Annotated in this window: 12 protein-coding genes; 10 read left to right on the top strand and 2 right to left on the bottom strand. The window is 40.3% G+C overall.

Annotation, left to right across the window (positions count from 1 at the left end):
* Nucleotides 1-44 precede the first annotated feature (44 nt).
* From phoU to CWB65_RS09865, 4 genes are all read left to right on the top strand, one after another.
* Nucleotides 45-746 (top strand): phosphate signaling complex protein PhoU, encoded by a 702-nt coding sequence (phoU, locus tag CWB65_RS09880; protein ID WP_006791196.1) that lies wholly within the window; start codon nt 45-47, stop codon nt 744-746.
* Nucleotides 747-889: 143 nt separating this feature from the next.
* Entirely contained in the window at nt 890-1,567 is a 678-nt protein-coding gene (locus tag CWB65_RS09875) for a TIGR00153 family protein (protein WP_006791195.1), read from the top strand.
* 39 nt (nt 1,568-1,606) lie between these two features.
* Entirely contained in the window at nt 1,607-2,875 is a 1,269-nt protein-coding gene (locus CWB65_RS09870; RefSeq protein ID WP_138740501.1) for an inorganic phosphate transporter, read from the top strand.
* Between the two features lie 82 nt (nt 2,876-2,957).
* The gene (locus CWB65_RS09865) at nt 2,958-3,887 is read left to right on the top strand and encodes a hydrogen peroxide-inducible genes activator (protein WP_008130473.1); all 930 of its coding nucleotides are present in this window, start codon (nt 2,958-2,960) and stop codon (nt 3,885-3,887) included.
* A 30-nt stretch (nt 3,888-3,917) separates the two neighbouring features.
* Here CWB65_RS09865 and CWB65_RS09860 read toward each other — a convergent pair whose 3' ends face one another.
* Both CWB65_RS09860 and CWB65_RS09855 read right to left on the bottom strand, forming a co-directional pair.
* Complete coding sequence (locus CWB65_RS09860; protein ID WP_008130474.1) at nt 3,918-4,130, bottom strand: hypothetical protein; 213 nt, start codon at nt 4,128-4,130, stop codon at nt 3,918-3,920.
* A gap of 194 nt (nt 4,131-4,324) precedes the next feature.
* On the bottom strand, nt 4,325-6,841 hold the full coding sequence (locus tag CWB65_RS09855; protein ID WP_008130476.1) for an EAL domain-containing protein: 2,517 nt from the start codon (nt 6,839-6,841) through the stop codon (nt 4,325-4,327).
* Between the two features lie 193 nt (nt 6,842-7,034).
* Between CWB65_RS09855 and queA the strand changes: the two genes are divergently transcribed.
* The 6 genes from queA (at nt 7,035) to CWB65_RS09825 (ending at nt 14,479) form a co-directional block, all read left to right on the top strand.
* On the top strand, nt 7,035-8,066 hold the full coding sequence (queA, locus tag CWB65_RS09850; protein WP_008130478.1) for a tRNA preQ1(34) S-adenosylmethionine ribosyltransferase-isomerase QueA: 1,032 nt from the start codon (nt 7,035-7,037) through the stop codon (nt 8,064-8,066).
* 184 nt (nt 8,067-8,250) lie between these two features.
* Nucleotides 8,251-9,378: a tRNA guanosine(34) transglycosylase Tgt gene (gene tgt, locus CWB65_RS09845; RefSeq protein ID WP_006791189.1), complete on the top strand. Its 1,128-nt coding sequence runs from the start codon at nt 8,251-8,253 to the stop codon at nt 9,376-9,378.
* Nucleotides 9,379-9,403: 25 nt separating this feature from the next.
* Nucleotides 9,404-9,739 carry a preprotein translocase subunit YajC gene (gene yajC, locus CWB65_RS09840; protein WP_006791188.1) on the top strand — a complete coding sequence of 112 codons (336 nt, stop codon included), beginning with the start codon at nt 9,404-9,406 and terminating at the stop codon, nt 9,737-9,739.
* Nucleotides 9,740-9,758: 19 nt separating this feature from the next.
* Nucleotides 9,759-11,618, top strand: a complete 1,860-nt coding sequence (gene secD, locus CWB65_RS09835) for a protein translocase subunit SecD (RefSeq protein WP_006791187.1) — start codon at nt 9,759-9,761, stop codon at nt 11,616-11,618.
* Between the two features lie 9 nt (nt 11,619-11,627).
* Nucleotides 11,628-12,581 (top strand): protein translocase subunit SecF, encoded by a 954-nt coding sequence (gene secF, locus CWB65_RS09830; RefSeq protein ID WP_006791186.1) that lies wholly within the window; start codon nt 11,628-11,630, stop codon nt 12,579-12,581.
* A 128-nt stretch (nt 12,582-12,709) separates the two neighbouring features.
* The gene (locus CWB65_RS09825; protein ID WP_138740500.1) at nt 12,710-14,479 is read left to right on the top strand and encodes a bifunctional diguanylate cyclase/phosphodiesterase; all 1,770 of its coding nucleotides are present in this window, start codon (nt 12,710-12,712) and stop codon (nt 14,477-14,479) included.
* Nucleotides 14,480-14,499: the final 20 nt, after the last annotated feature.

The raw sequence follows: 14,499 nt of genomic DNA, 5'->3' as shown, positions 1-14,499 counted from the left end.
AATTAACAGTATCGTGTTGTACAAGATTTAGAGAGAAGGTAATTATGGAACATAATATTAATAAGCATATTTCTGGTCGCTTTAATCAAGAGCTTGAAAATGTTCGTAACCATGTACTAAGCATGGGTGGGTTAGTTGAGCAACAACTAAGTAGTGCGCTTGATGCGGTAAGCACTAACGATGCAGAACTTGCAGAAAAAGTGCGTAAAAACGACTACAAAGTTAATGCTATGGAAGTGAGCATTGATGAAGAATGTACTCGTATTATTGCGCGTCGTCAGCCCGCTGCCAGCGATTTACGTTTGGTGATTGCTATTGCAAAAACTATTGCTGACCTCGAGCGTATTGGCGATGAAGCTGAGCGTATTGCAAAAGTGGCTCTCGATTCTTTCACTAAAGATCAACAAGATTTGTTAGTGAATATTGAAAATATGGGTCGTCAGGTTTTAAAAATGTTACACGATGTACTTGATGCGTTTGCACGTATGGATGTGCAACGCGCATTTGAAGTACACAAAGAAGATGCTAAAGTTGATCGTGAATATGAAGCCATAACACGTCAAATTATGACGTACATGATGGAAGATCCACGTTCTATTCCAAAAATCATGGATTTAGTTTGGTCAGTGCGATCATTAGAGCGAATTGGCGACCGTTGTCAAAATATTGCTGAGTACATTATCTACTTTGTAAATGGTAAAGATATTCGCCATATATCACAGGAAGATATTGAAAAATCGCTTTAAAGTTCATTAGCGCATTTTAACAAAGCGGCTATAAGCCGCTTTGTTCGTTTAGCGATAAGTTAAATAATAAAAACCGTTCACAATTGTTGTGAATACTGTAAAATCGCATGCTGCACGCATGTAATTTGATTAAAGGGTCAGTTATGCCTACAAACGCGTTTTTAGGAGTTTTTGCAAAATCTCCTTTCAAACCAATGGAAGATCACATCAAAAAAGTTCATCAAGCTAGTAAAGCTTTGATACCTTTTTTTAATCACGTTTTTAAAGAAGAGTGGACACAAGCAGAAGAGCTTCGTATCACTATTCGTAATTTAGAGCGTGAAGCCGATGACATGAAAAGAGACATACGTTTACAGTTACCACGCGGTTTATTTATGCCGGTAGAACGTACGGATCTGCTCGAGTTAGTAACCCAACAAGACAAAATTGCTAATAAAGCAAAAGACATTGCTGGGCGCGTAATCGGTCGTGAAATGACCATACCAGCAGTAATGCAAGCTGATTTCTTGGCTTACTTAACTCGTTGTGTGGATGCGACAAAACAAGCATCTAAAGCAATAAACGAGTTAGAAGAGCTATTAGAAACAGGTTTTAAAGGTCGCGAAGTGACCTTAGTAGAAAAAATGCTCGTTGAATTGGATGCAATAGAACAAGACACGGATGACATGCAAATTAAAGTACGCCGCCAACTACGTGAAGTAGAAAGTGAACTTAACCCTGTAGATGTAATGTTTTTATACAGCATTATTGAATGGGTTGGTGAGCTTGCAGATATTGCAGAGCGCGTAGGATCACGTCTTGAGCTGATGTTAGCTCGTTAATTTAAAATCAGTTCAAACACGAAAGATTAAGGTTATACAATGGATATCATTGCATCTTACGGCACGGTATTAGTTTTAATTGCCGCAGCTGTTGGTTTTTTCATGGCTTATGGTATTGGCGCGAACGACGTTGCGAACGCCATGGGTACATCTGTAGGTTCAAAAGCATTAACAATCAAACAAGCTATTTTAATAGCTATGATTTTTGAGTTTGCAGGTGCTTATTTGGCCGGTGGTGAAGTTACATCAACTATTCGTAAAGGAATAATTGATGCTGCACCGTTTGCGAATATTCCTGAACTGATGGTTTTAGGTATGATTGCCGCGCTATTTGCCGCGGGTTCATGGCTACTAATCGCTTCATTTTTAGGTTGGCCAGTATCAACAACTCACTCTATTATTGGTGCAATCATTGGTTTTGCGCTAGTTGCTGTGGGTACAGAAGCAATCCAGTGGAATAAAGTAGGCGGCATTGTAGGAAGCTGGATCATTACACCAGCTATATCCGGCTTTATTGCGTATCTAATATTCATGAGCGCGCAAAAGCTTATATTTGATACAGATGCACCATTAAAGAACGCTAAACGCTACGTACCAATCTACATGGGTTTAGCGGGTTTTATCATGGCTTTAGTTACAATAAAAAAAGGTTTAAAGCACGTTGGTATTAACCTAGGTTCTGTTGAAGGGTATGCGCTTTCAATTGGTGTTGCAGTGGTTGTTGCCATCATTGGTAAAATTGCTATTTCTCGCTTAAACATCGATCCTAAAGCTGATAAGCAAATGCAATTTAATAACGTAGAAAAAGTGTTTGCGGTATTAATGGTGTTAACCGCTTGTAGTATGGCATTTGCTCACGGTTCTAACGATGTTGCTAATGCAATTGGTCCACTAGCTGCTGTTGTAAATATTGTTGAAAACAACGGTGAAATTGCTAAGAAGGCAGCAATTGCATGGTGGATTCTTCCACTAGGTGGCTTTGGTATTGTTGCAGGTCTTGCCATTTTAGGTAAAAAAGTAATTAAAACAATTGGTGAAGGCATTACACATTTAACGCCTAGCCGTGGTTTTGCTGCAGAACTTGCCGCTGCTTCTACTGTTGTTATTGCATCAGGAACTGGTATGCCAATCTCTACTACTCAAACCTTAGTGGGTGCGGTACTAGGTGTAGGTATGGCACGTGGTATTGGTGCACTTAACATGAGCGTTATCAGAAACATTGTAGTTTCTTGGGTAATAACGTTGCCAGTTGGTGCTGCCCTTGCTATTGTTATCTTCTACGTACTGAGAACCGCATTTGGGGTTTAACAAAAAAGTACTAAAAGACTTTTAGCTTGAAAAGATCTCAATGCCCTAGGTATTGGGGTCTTTTTATTTGTGGAAAGAAAAAATGACCAATCTTCCAAGTATTAAACAGCTTCAGTATTTACTCGCTGTTCATCAGCATCAGCATTTTGGCCGTGCAGCCAGTGCCTGTTTTATTGGCCAGTCGACACTAAGCAGTGCCATTCAAAATCTTGAAGAAACGCTGGGTTGTCAACTTATTGAGCGTGAAAACCGAAGCCTTATGTTTACAAGCATAGGTGAAGAGGTTGTTGAGCGTTCACGAAAAATAATTAACGACACTATTAGTTTAAAAGAGCTTACAAAAAGCTTTTTAACGCCGCTTAGCGGTAAGTTAACCGTTGGCGTTATTCCTACTATTGCAAGCTTTATTGCAGCGCCTTTGTATCACTTTTGTCAGCAAACTTTTTGTGAATTAGAGTTGGTACTAATTGAGGATACCAGCGACAAATTACTGGATAAGCTAGAGCATGGGCACATTGACTTAGCGTTACTGGCATTACCGTATGCAACCGACAAGTTCCATACCCAAATTTTAGCAAAAGATCATTTTAGCTTAGTGCACCATAAAGATTATATGCCTGCAAAGGGCGTAGAAGACTTTAACCTATTACCTGATGCCAGTGTGTTTTTGTTAGAGCGAGAGCACTGTATGACGGGTCACGCGCTGAGTGCGTGCCATTTAAACCGCTCAAGCTGTATTAACCCATTTGAAGCGGCCAGCTTACATACATTACTCAGTATGGTTGAACACCAGCTCGGGGTGACCTTTTTACCACAAATGGCCATTAATGCCGGTATTTTAGAAAATAAACAGATGGTCGCCACACCGTCGCAAAGCGATGCTTACAGAGATATTGGTATTCTCTGGCGAAAAACTACTGGACGTATTCGCGATTTTAAATTGTTTAGCCAGCAGCTTGAGGTGTTTTTACAACGCCAATGTAGTATAAACTTTAATGAGCCAAGCAATTAAAGTTAACCGCTATTAAAAAATTAAAGCAGCCTACAATGGCTGCTTTTGACGTTGAACATGGCTTTCAAATGGCTCCAGTTCAGGTAAAAAAAGTAAGTAAATCCATACCACTACATTAAAGTAGGGCACGCATCCTAATACGGTAAATACTTTGACGGGGTAACCTTTTAAACTTGAATACCTGTAACATTGGTACGCAATAATAAGGTGAATTATCAGTAATAATATAACTAGTTGCGCCATACCTTCCTCCCTAAAACCCTTGTAACTTGTAATCAACCATGTATTGACTGGGGGTTGATGTCATGTTTATACAGCGTAATCCTTTAAATTACATGACATCCTCTTTATCTGATAAAGAAAGTATAGGCAAGAAAGAAAATAATGGAAGAAAAAAGTGACGTTAAATTGTTCGAATTTGTTAGTTTTAACCTAGGCTACTGTTGGTAAATACTTTTATTTTGATAAATTTTTTCAAGCTCATCATTTATTTTTTCAACAGGAACGGGGCGAGCAATAAAGTAGCCTTGTCCGTAGTCGACACCAATGTCTCTTAAAGTAGTAAATAATTCTTTATTTTCAACGTATTCCGCAACAGAATATTTATCGAGTGAGCGACTAATGTCGTTAATTGCTTTTACCAAAGCAAGGTCAATGGGGTCATTAAGCATGTCGCGAACAAACGAGCCATCTATTTTCACATGTTGAGCAGGTAGCTGTTTTAGGTAACTAAAGGTACTAAAGCCAGTCCCAAAATCGTCTATTGAGAAGTGACACCCTAAAGAGTTAAGTTTATCAATCATCTTACGTGTAGCTTGTATGTTATTTATGCTTGCGGATTCGGTGATCTCAAAAATAATCCGTGTGGCGGGAACATTGTACTTTTCAAGGTTCGATTCAATGAGTGGTAGCAGCCGTTCATCTAAGAATGATTGTGCAGATAGATTAATAGCAACTTGGCTAAGTTGAGGGTATTTTGCAACACTGGCAATTGCATTTCTAATTACGCACTGATCCATTAAAAAGGTGTCGTTAAGCATTTCTAGAGACGGAATAAACTGATTAGGGTAAATAAGAGTGCCTTCATGCTTTAAACGCAATAGTGCCTCAAAGTAAGCAACTTTTTCTGCTTTAAAATCCCATATAGGCTGGTAATGCAATTCAATATTATTCTGTTGAAGTGCTTGGCGGATTTCGTGTCCCCACTCAAGACCTGTTTGAAGTGTATTGTTGTGCGCATCTTCTTTTGAATAGCAATGTACTAAGTTACGGCCTAAGTTTTTTGCAATATACAAAGCAATGTCGGCTTGTTTTAAACACTCATTAGGGTCGTTATTGTTTACTGTAATTTGCGTTAAGCCGATAGAGCAGCTTATTGTGTAGCTTTGCTCGTTTGACTTAAAGGTATGCTGCTCTATGGCACTACAGACACCTTCTGCAATAAGGTGCGCATCGAGTAGGTTCATATTTTTTAGAATGACGGCAAATTCATCGCCACCAATGCGACATACTAAGTGTTCTTTTTCAATGTTGTCTTTAAACAGCTGTGCCACATCTTTTAACACCAAGTCGCCTTGATGATGGCCTTGGCTATCATTAATAATTTTAAAATGATCAAGGTCAATGTAAATCAAGGCATGCTCAATATCGCTGTGAGTATGTTTGGGTTTACAAATACGACTTAGCTCTTGGTCAAAGTGGTATCGGTTGTGTAGGCCAGTTAATGGGTCATGCAGCGCAAGGTGGCGTAATTGAAGTTCGGCTTGCTTACGCTCGTGAATGTTATCAATAGTGACAGTGATCGTTGCATTATTGCGTCTGTTTTTAATTAGCTGCAACCTACATTCAACCCAAATTTGGCCACCATTTTTATGTTGGAGTTTTACTTCTATTTGCTGATGATCGTTTCCGCCACCAAGTATATCATCGATGGTTGCTTTTAGCTTTATTTGACATTCACCAGTATAAAATTGCGTTAGGCTTTTTTGCAGGCTCGTTTTAACGCCAAAACCACTTAAGGTTTCCCAGGCTGGGTTTATAAAGCGAATTTTTCCTAATTGGTCGAGCTCAAGAACAACAGTATTAAGGTGCAATAATATGCGCTGATGAGCTGAGAATAGTTCTTTGTATTTCACTTCGCTGACGCTTAACTGCTCTACTTTTTGAGCAAATTCAGCGTAGCTCACCATAAAGTCTTCTCGGCGAGCGGCATGATCACATACTTTATTTAAAAATGAAGGTTCGTAAGGGGCGCGAATAAAATCGGTTACACCCGATAACAAAAGCTGTTCTGCATAATCTGCATCAGGGTTATCTATAATAGTAACAATGGCTTGCTTTGGGTTATGTTGTAAAATATTTTCGACAAGCAGGCTAGATTCATCTGCTTTTTCTTGTGTGGTATCAAGTAGTACGATTGAGAATTGTTGTTGGTTGTACTGGTTCAGTGCGGCTTTACACGTTGTGACATGTGTAATAGCAAAATTTAGTTTTAGTTCTTCAGTTATCGACTCCGCTTTGTTTGCGTGGGGCTCCAACAAAAGTAGGTTTAGTCGACTGCTTTTTTCTAAATGTGTAGATAAAACATTAGCCAGAACTTGCGGTAGCATATCTTGGTTTTCAAAAGGCAAAACAGCATCGATTCCGTAACTACGGGCGGTTGTTTCTGCAATTCGTTCGCAGTAAGTCGGGGGCATCAACAAAATAGGGGTGTTTTTAGGGGTTTTTAATAGCCCTGAGCGAATCATACGAGAAAAACGCCAACCGTCTATTTTACCCACATTTAATCCAGTGATAATAATATCAACCGGTTGTTGCTTAAGAGTTTTAAGAGCTTCCTGGCTATCATTTGCTTCGATAAAGCTAAATACGTTAAGCTTTTTTAAAGTATCTTTAATCACCCTGCGCTCAGCACGGCTTGCATTTAAAATCAGCAAATTTAATTGTTCTGCCACGCAGGAGATCCTAAAAATCGTAATTTACTACCATTACTAAGGGTAATAAGTTTTGTTAGTAAGAACAAGTAGATTTGAATAATGCCCCAGAATAGAAGGATGCTTAGGTTTACAGAAGTTGAGTTGGCTTCTTGAGCTTAATTGGCGATAGATATACACTTGGCGCGATTTTTAATGATGTGGATTACCAACTATGCGCGTAGCTGACTTTAGTTTTGACTTACCCGATGAATTAATTGCTCGCTTTCCTAAAAAAGATCGTACGAGTAGCCGCTTATTAAGCCTCGATGGTCCAACAGGGGAGATAAGCCATAAAGTATTTAGTGATATTCTTGAGCTAGTTAACGAAAACGACTTACTCATTTTTAATAATACGCGAGTAATACCAGCACGTATGTTTGGCCAAAAAGCATCGGGCGGTAAGGTTGAGGTACTTGTAGAACGAGTATTGGATGAACACCGTGTGCTTGCTCATGTTCGTGCAAGTAAATCATTAAAACCAGGCAATGAGGTTATCTTAGAAGGCAAAGCTAAAGCCACTATGATTGCCCGTCACGACACCTTATTTGAGCTGGAATTTGATCACAGCAAAAATGTACTCGATACACTTAACGATATTGGTCACATGCCGTTACCGCCTTATATCGACCGACCAGATGACGAAGCTGACCGCGAACGTTATCAAACAGTATATGGTGAAAAACCAGGGGCTGTGGCAGCACCTACAGCGGGCTTACATTTTGACGAACCGCTTATGGCTGCGCTTAAAAATAAAGGTGTAAAAATGGCCTTTGTCACGTTACACGTAGGCGCAGGTACATTTCAGCCGGTACGTGTAGAGACTATTGACGAACACGTCATGCACTCAGAATACATTGAAGTACCACAAGATGTTGTGGACGCTGTAGCACAGACTAAAGCGAGCGGTGGGCGAGTGATTGCTGTTGGTACTACATCAATGCGTTCGCTCGAATCAGCTGCAAAAATACATGGCGGTAAATTAGATACTTACTTTGGCGATACCGATATTTTTATTTTTCCGGGTTACCAATTTAACGTCGTCGATGCCATGGTCACTAATTTCCATTTACCTGAGTCAACGTTAATTATGTTGGTGAGCGCCTTCAGCGGACAAGACAACATAATGGGTGCCTACAACACAGCAATAGAACAAAAATATCGCTTTTTTAGTTATGGCGATGCTATGTTTTTAACACGTAAATAGCGCTGTTTTATTTATTATCAAATATAACTAACACTCAGCCCCAGCATACTTGCTGGGGTTTTTAGTTGCATATGATTATAACGAGCGAATTTACCGCAGCTAATAGTATTAGCAGTGCAAAAAGGGTAGAATCGAGCGGTTAAATTATAGCTTGTTGGACTGTTTTTCCGACATTGAGGATGATATGAAATTTGAATTAGACCGCACCGACGGTAAAGCGCGCCGTGGCCGCTTGATTTTTGACCGTGGTGTAATAGAAACACCTGCATTTATGCCAGTAGGTACTTACGGTACTGTTAAAGGCATGACACCTGATGAAGTTAAAGCAACAGGTGCGCAAATTTGTTTAGGTAATACCTTTCACTTAATGCTTCGCCCTGGTACTGAAATTATTAAGCAGCACGGCGATTTGCACGACTTTATGAATTGGGACTTCCCAATTTTAACTGACTCAGGCGGCTTCCAAGTATTTAGTCTTGGCGCAATGCGTAAAATTACCGAAGAAGGTGTTTTGTTTCAGTCACCTGTAAACGGTGACCAAATAATGATGTCGCCAGAAAAATCAATGGAAGTGCAACGTGATTTAGGGTCAGATATTGTAATGATATTTGACGAATGTACGCCATACCCTGCTACTGAAAAAGAAGCTAAAGACTCTATGGAGTTGTCTCTTCGTTGGGCTAAACGCTCAAAAGAAGGTCACGGCGATAACCCTTCTGCGTTATTTGGTATTATTCAAGGTGGTATGTACCCAGAATTACGTGCACAATCACAAGCCGGTTTAGAAGAAATTGGCTTTGACGGCTATGCACTTGGTGGTTTATCAGTTGGTGAACCTAAAAACGAAATGATGAATATTCTTGATCATTGTGCGTACAAAATGCCTGAAAATAAGCCGCGTTACTTAATGGGTGTTGGCAAGCCAGAAGATTTGGTTGAATCGGTACGCCGTGGCATAGATATGTTTGACTGTGTTATGCCGACGCGTAATGCACGTAATGGTCACTTATTTATTACCACTGGTATCATTAAAATACGTAACGCAGTGCACAAAACAGATACCGGTCCACTCGACCCTGATTGTGATTGCCATACGTGTAAAAATTACTCGCGTGCTTATTTACATCACCTTGATAAATGTAACGAAATTTTAGGTGCACGACTAAACACAATACATAACTTACGTTACTATCAGCGTGTTATGGAAGGCCTGCGCAATGCAATTAGCGAAGGTAAACTAGAAGAATTTGTAAAAGATTTTTACGCTCGCCGCGGCCAAGAAGTGCCAGAGCTTGCAGATATAAAAAATTAAACTTTAAATTTAAAGAGGAAGTATTATGAGTTTATTTATTTCAAACGCACACGCATCAGCTGGCGCACCTGCAGCCGGTGGCGGCATGGAAATGCTAATCATGTTAGCTATTTTCGGTTTAGTTTTTTACTTTTTAATTTACCGCCCACAAGCTAAGCGTGTTAAAGAGCATAAAGGCTTAATGAATGCGATGGCTAAAGGCGATGAAGTACTAACCCAAGGTGGTTTAGTAGGTAAAATTGTTAAAATTGCAGAAGATAAAGATTTCATCGTTATCTCTTTAAATGAGCAAGCAGAAGTTACAGTTCAAAAAGCGTCTGTATCTGCTGTATTGCCAAAAGGCACAATGAAGTCGCTATAAAAATAATAAGGACGACCCCGTGTTAAACAAGTTTCCAGTGTGGAAGTATTTACTTGTTTTAGCTGTGGTTGCCATTGGCCTTTTATATGCCTCTCCAAACTTGTATGGCCGTGACCCGGCTATACAAGTTTCGGGCGCTAAAGGTGCTGATGTTGATCTCAGTGTAGTAGACAAAGTAAACGCAACCCTTAAAAAACATAACGTAGCAGTTAAATCAACTAAGCTTGAAGGCGGGCAAATACTTGTTCGTTTTAAAAATGTTGAAGAGCAATTAAAAGCACAAGATTTACTGCGTGACTCGCTAAGTGACGATTACATTTCAGCCATTAATATGGCGCCGGCTCAACCTCTTTGGTTAAAATCCCTTGGCGGAAATCCAATGAAGTTAGGTCTAGATTTAAGTGGTGGCGTACATTTCACCATGGAAATCGACATGGCAACAGCGGTTGATAACCAGCTTGAGCAAATGGAGCAAGATTTCCGTAGCGATCTACGCGAAGAAAAACTTCGTTATCGCAGCGTTCGTCGCGTGGCTGGCTCTGACCGTATGCGTGTTGAAATGCGTAATGAAGAAGATAAAAATGCTGCAGAGCGCTTTTTAGAATCTCGTTACCCACTTAACGTATACATTGATGACAGCAGTAACGATAATGCATTTTTTGCCACTATGAGTGAGCAAAAGCTGAAAGAGATTCGTGACTACGCCATCAAGCAAAACGAAACAATCATTCGTAATCGTATCAACCAAATTGGTGTTGCAGAGCCAAACGTACAGCGCCAAGGTGCTGAACGTATTATTGTGCAATTACCCGGTGTGCAAGATACCGCTCGTGCTAAAGAAATTTTAGGTGCGACAGCAACGCTTGAGTTTCGTGAAGTAGACGAAAACGCCGATCCAAGCGCTGCCGCTCAAGGCCGTATCCCTGCGGGCACTGAAATGATCATGAGCCGCGACGGTTACCCTGTGGTACTTAAAAAACGCATTATTCTTGAAGGTAGCCATATTACTGGTGCGCAATCTGGCGCAGATGAATACCAACGCCCACAAGTAAGCATTTCACTCGACAGCAAAGGCGGTTCAAAAATGAATGCCTTTACTAAGCGTGCTATTGGCAAGCGTATGGCAACGGTATTTATTGAATACAAACCATCAGGTAAAAAAGACGAAAACGGTAAAGCACTTCCACCTATTAAGGTAGAAGAAGTTATTAACGTGGCAACAATTCAAGCTCGTTTAGACCGCTCTTTTCGTATTACAGGTATTGATAACCCAGCTGAAGCACATAACTTAAGTTTACTGCTTCGCGCTGGTGCACTTGTTGCACCCATTCAAATTGTTGAAGAGCGTACAGTGGGGCCAAGCTTAGGCCAAGAAAACATTGAAGCAGGTATGACTGCGGTTGCACTTGGTTTTGCGTTTGTACTTGCCTTTATGCTTATTTATTACAAAGGGTTTGGCTTAGTGGCTAACTTAGCGCTTGCGGCAAACTTGGTGCTTATTGTTGGCATAATGTCACTTATTCCAGGCGCTACGTTAACCTTGCCGGGTATTGCAGGTATTGTACTGACAGTTGGTATGGCGGTTGATGCTAACGTACTTATTTTTGAACGTATCCGTGAAGAGCTGGCCGATGGTCGTAGCCCGCAACAAGCCGTTCATTTTGGTTACGATAGCGCATTCAGTACTATATTTGATGCCAATATCACTACGTTAATTGCGGCAGTTATATTGTTTGCAGTGGGCACGGGCCCAATTGCAGGCTTTGCCGTTACATTAGCTATTGGTATTTTAACTTCAATGTTTACAGCCATTGTTGGTACCCGAGCTGTGATCAACTTATTTATTGGTGGTAAACGCATTGATAAACTTTCTATTTAAGGGGCAGACATGCAAATTTTAAGTTTGGGTAGCAGAACCCTTCGTTTCATGTCTCTTCGAAAAGTGGCAATGGGCTTTTCTACGCTATTAATTGTAGCGTCGATAGTATCAATGTTTACGAAGGGCTTAAATTTTGGTCTTGATTTTACCGGCGGCACCGCGGTAGAAGTGGGTTTTTCTCAACCGGCTGATCTTAAAAAAGTGCGTAATGTACTTGGTGAAAATGGCTTTGCTGATGCATCAGTGCAGTTATTTGGTTCGAGCCAAGATATATTAGTGCGCTTAGCTCCACGTGGAAGCGATGTTAAAGCTGAAGTGATTGGTAACCAAGTAATTGATGCCCTGAAAAAAGCGGACGACAGCGTGGTCATGCGTCGTATTGAGTTTGTCGGCCCAAGTGTCGGTGAAGACTTGAAAGAGCAGGGTGGCCTAGCCATGTTAACTGCACTTATTTGTATCTTAATTTACGTTGCATTTCGTTTTGAGTGGCGTTTTGCTGTGGGTGCTGTAGGCGCACTATTACACGATGTAATTATCACTTTAGGTTTGTTTTCAGTACTGGGTTTAGAGTTTGATTTAACTATATTAGCGGCAATATTGGCGGTAATCGGTTACTCACTCAACGATACTATTGTTGTATCTGACCGTATTCGTGAAAACTTCCGTAAAGTACGTATCGACGATACCGTTGAAATTATTGATATTTCACTTACGCAAACACTTAACCGTACACTTGTTACATCAATCACCACAATTTTGGTATTGATTGCATTGTTTGTATGGGGTGGACAAACCATTCATGGTTTTGCTACTGCATTATTGTTTGGTGTATTTATTGGTACATATTCTTCTGTATATGTTGCAAGCTCGGTTGCACTTGCAATGGGAGTAAGTAAAGAAGATTTAATACCAGAAGTGATAGAAAAAGAAGGTGCAGATCAAGATCCGATGGCAATGCCATAATCTTAAATGCATTAAAAAAACCGCTCTATGAGCGGTTTTTTATTGCCTGTAATATAGGGGCTTGAAATAAAAATGTCATACAGAATTGATATTTTGTTGCTCTATTTAAAATAATAATTGAGCCAGTAGTGACCCTTCAACGACAAGCCTTAGAGGCTATTTTAGATAGTGGGGAAGTAACCACGTTATTTCAGCCTATTTTAGATATATCTGGTCAGCTCATTCTTGGTTACGAGGCGCTTAGCCGTGGTCCACAAAATAGCCCATCAGAAATGCCCAATAAGCTCTTTAAAGCTGCGCATCAAGGGGGCCTTATTTCTGAGCTAGAGCTACTATGCCGCTCAAAGGCAATAGAAAACTTTGTTAAGCTAAATTTGCAAGGTAAGCTTTTTTTAAATGTGAGTCCAAAAACGCTACTAGACCCTTGCCACCCAAAAGGCGAAACACGCCACCTAACCGAGCAGTTTGGTTTAGCGACTAATCGTGTTGTTATAGAAGTAACAGAGCAAGACAAAGTAGATAACGACGACTTATTACTTAAAACCATTGCGCATTACCGAGAGCTCGGTTTTACCATTGCAATTGATGATTTAGGTGCCGGGTACTCTGGCTTAAAGCAGTGGTCTGCACTGCGTCCTGACTATGTAAAAATAGATCGTTATTTTATCGATCATTGCGATCAGAGTGAGGTTAAAAAGGAGTTTTTAAAATCAATTATCGTTTTAGCTAAAGCAACAAACACCTTAGTGATTGCAGAAGGCATTGAGCGCTCTGAGGAACTCGCTCTGGTTGAAAGTTTAGGCATTAATAATGTACAAGGTTTTTTATTTGAACGACCGAACTTGCAACCAAGTCGTGATTTTAGCTCTGCTCAAATACAAGCACTTACATTTAAATTATGTGATCAGTTTGACCAGTCAATGGCGATTGGCGCGCTAAGCCAACCACAAAAGGCCATAGCAAGTGATACCCGATGCAAAGACGCTCATTTACTCTTTGAGCAAGACAAAGCCATTATTAGCATACCTGTAATTAATCAACAGGGTCAGCCAGTGGGCCTACTACATAAAGACCAACTTACCGAGGTATTTGCAGCACCCTATGGTCATGCTCTTTATGATAAGCGCCCTGTTATAGAGTTAATGGACAAACAACCCTTGATTGTTGATGTAGACCAAAAGCTCGATACGGTGAGTAAGCAAATAACTGAGCAAGATTTTGATATTAGGCGCCATATTGTTATTACTAGAGGTGGCAATTATTTAGGGCTTGCGCCTCTTAGAGACATTTTAAAACATATAACAGAAGAAAAAATTCGCCACGCACAACATGCAAACCCGCTAACAATGTTGCCAGGCAATGTCGCAATAAACGAAGCTATAGAGCATAGGTTACGTAATAAAAATAAATTTCATCTTGCTTATATTGACCTGAATCACTTTAAACAGTTTAACGATCTTTATGGCTACGCGAGTGGTGATAGTGTCATTAAATTATTGGCTGATGTAACAGTGCAAGCCTGTACAAATAGTGCTAACTTTGTAGGACACATTGGTGGTGACGACTTTATGGTTGTATTTGACCAAAGCGATGCGGTAAGTATTTGTAATCGTATTATTGAACAGTTTGAACATCGTTCTCGTGCTTTTTTTACGCCCGATCATATAGCTAGCAAAGGGTATTGGGCTACAAATCGTGAAGGTGAAAAGCAGTTTGTACCGTTACTCACCTTATCTATCGGATTAGTTGAACCCGATTTACAGCAGTGCAAAAATAGCCATCAGGTTGCAGCATTAGCAACGGATGCAAAGAAAGAAGCCAAACGATTTCGTCATAGCTATCTTTTTACATGCAAGCGAAGGCGCCCAGCGCCTCCAGTAGTAGCGATTAGCAAATAGTAAAAAGGTAATTTACTAAT

The sequence above is a fragment of the Pseudoalteromonas sp. S554 genome (assembly GCF_005930865.1).
GTDB classification, from domain to species: domain Bacteria; phylum Pseudomonadota; class Gammaproteobacteria; order Enterobacterales; family Alteromonadaceae; genus Pseudoalteromonas; species Pseudoalteromonas marina.
This window is presented reverse-complemented; position numbering and strand designations above follow the sequence as displayed.

Excerpts from the sequence above, each read along its gene's own strand:
- secF (WP_006791186.1), top strand. The coding sequence starts at position 11,628 with ATGCAAATTTTAAGTTTGGGTAGCAGAACCCTTCGTTTCATGTCTCTT.
- phoU (WP_006791196.1), top strand. The coding sequence starts at position 45 with ATGGAACATAATATTAATAAGCATATTTCTGGTCGCTTTAATCAAGAG.
- yajC (WP_006791188.1), top strand. The coding sequence starts at position 9,404 with ATGAGTTTATTTATTTCAAACGCACACGCATCAGCTGGCGCACCTGCA.
- queA (WP_008130478.1), top strand. The coding sequence starts at position 7,035 with ATGCGCGTAGCTGACTTTAGTTTTGACTTACCCGATGAATTAATTGCT.
- CWB65_RS09860 (WP_008130474.1), bottom strand. The coding sequence starts at position 4,130 with ATGGCGCAACTAGTTATATTATTACTGATAATTCACCTTATTATTGCG.
- CWB65_RS09870 (WP_138740501.1), top strand. The coding sequence starts at position 1,607 with ATGGATATCATTGCATCTTACGGCACGGTATTAGTTTTAATTGCCGCA.
- CWB65_RS09875 (WP_006791195.1), top strand. The coding sequence starts at position 890 with ATGCCTACAAACGCGTTTTTAGGAGTTTTTGCAAAATCTCCTTTCAAA.
- CWB65_RS09865 (WP_008130473.1), top strand. The coding sequence starts at position 2,958 with ATGACCAATCTTCCAAGTATTAAACAGCTTCAGTATTTACTCGCTGTT.
- tgt (WP_006791189.1), top strand. The coding sequence starts at position 8,251 with ATGAAATTTGAATTAGACCGCACCGACGGTAAAGCGCGCCGTGGCCGC.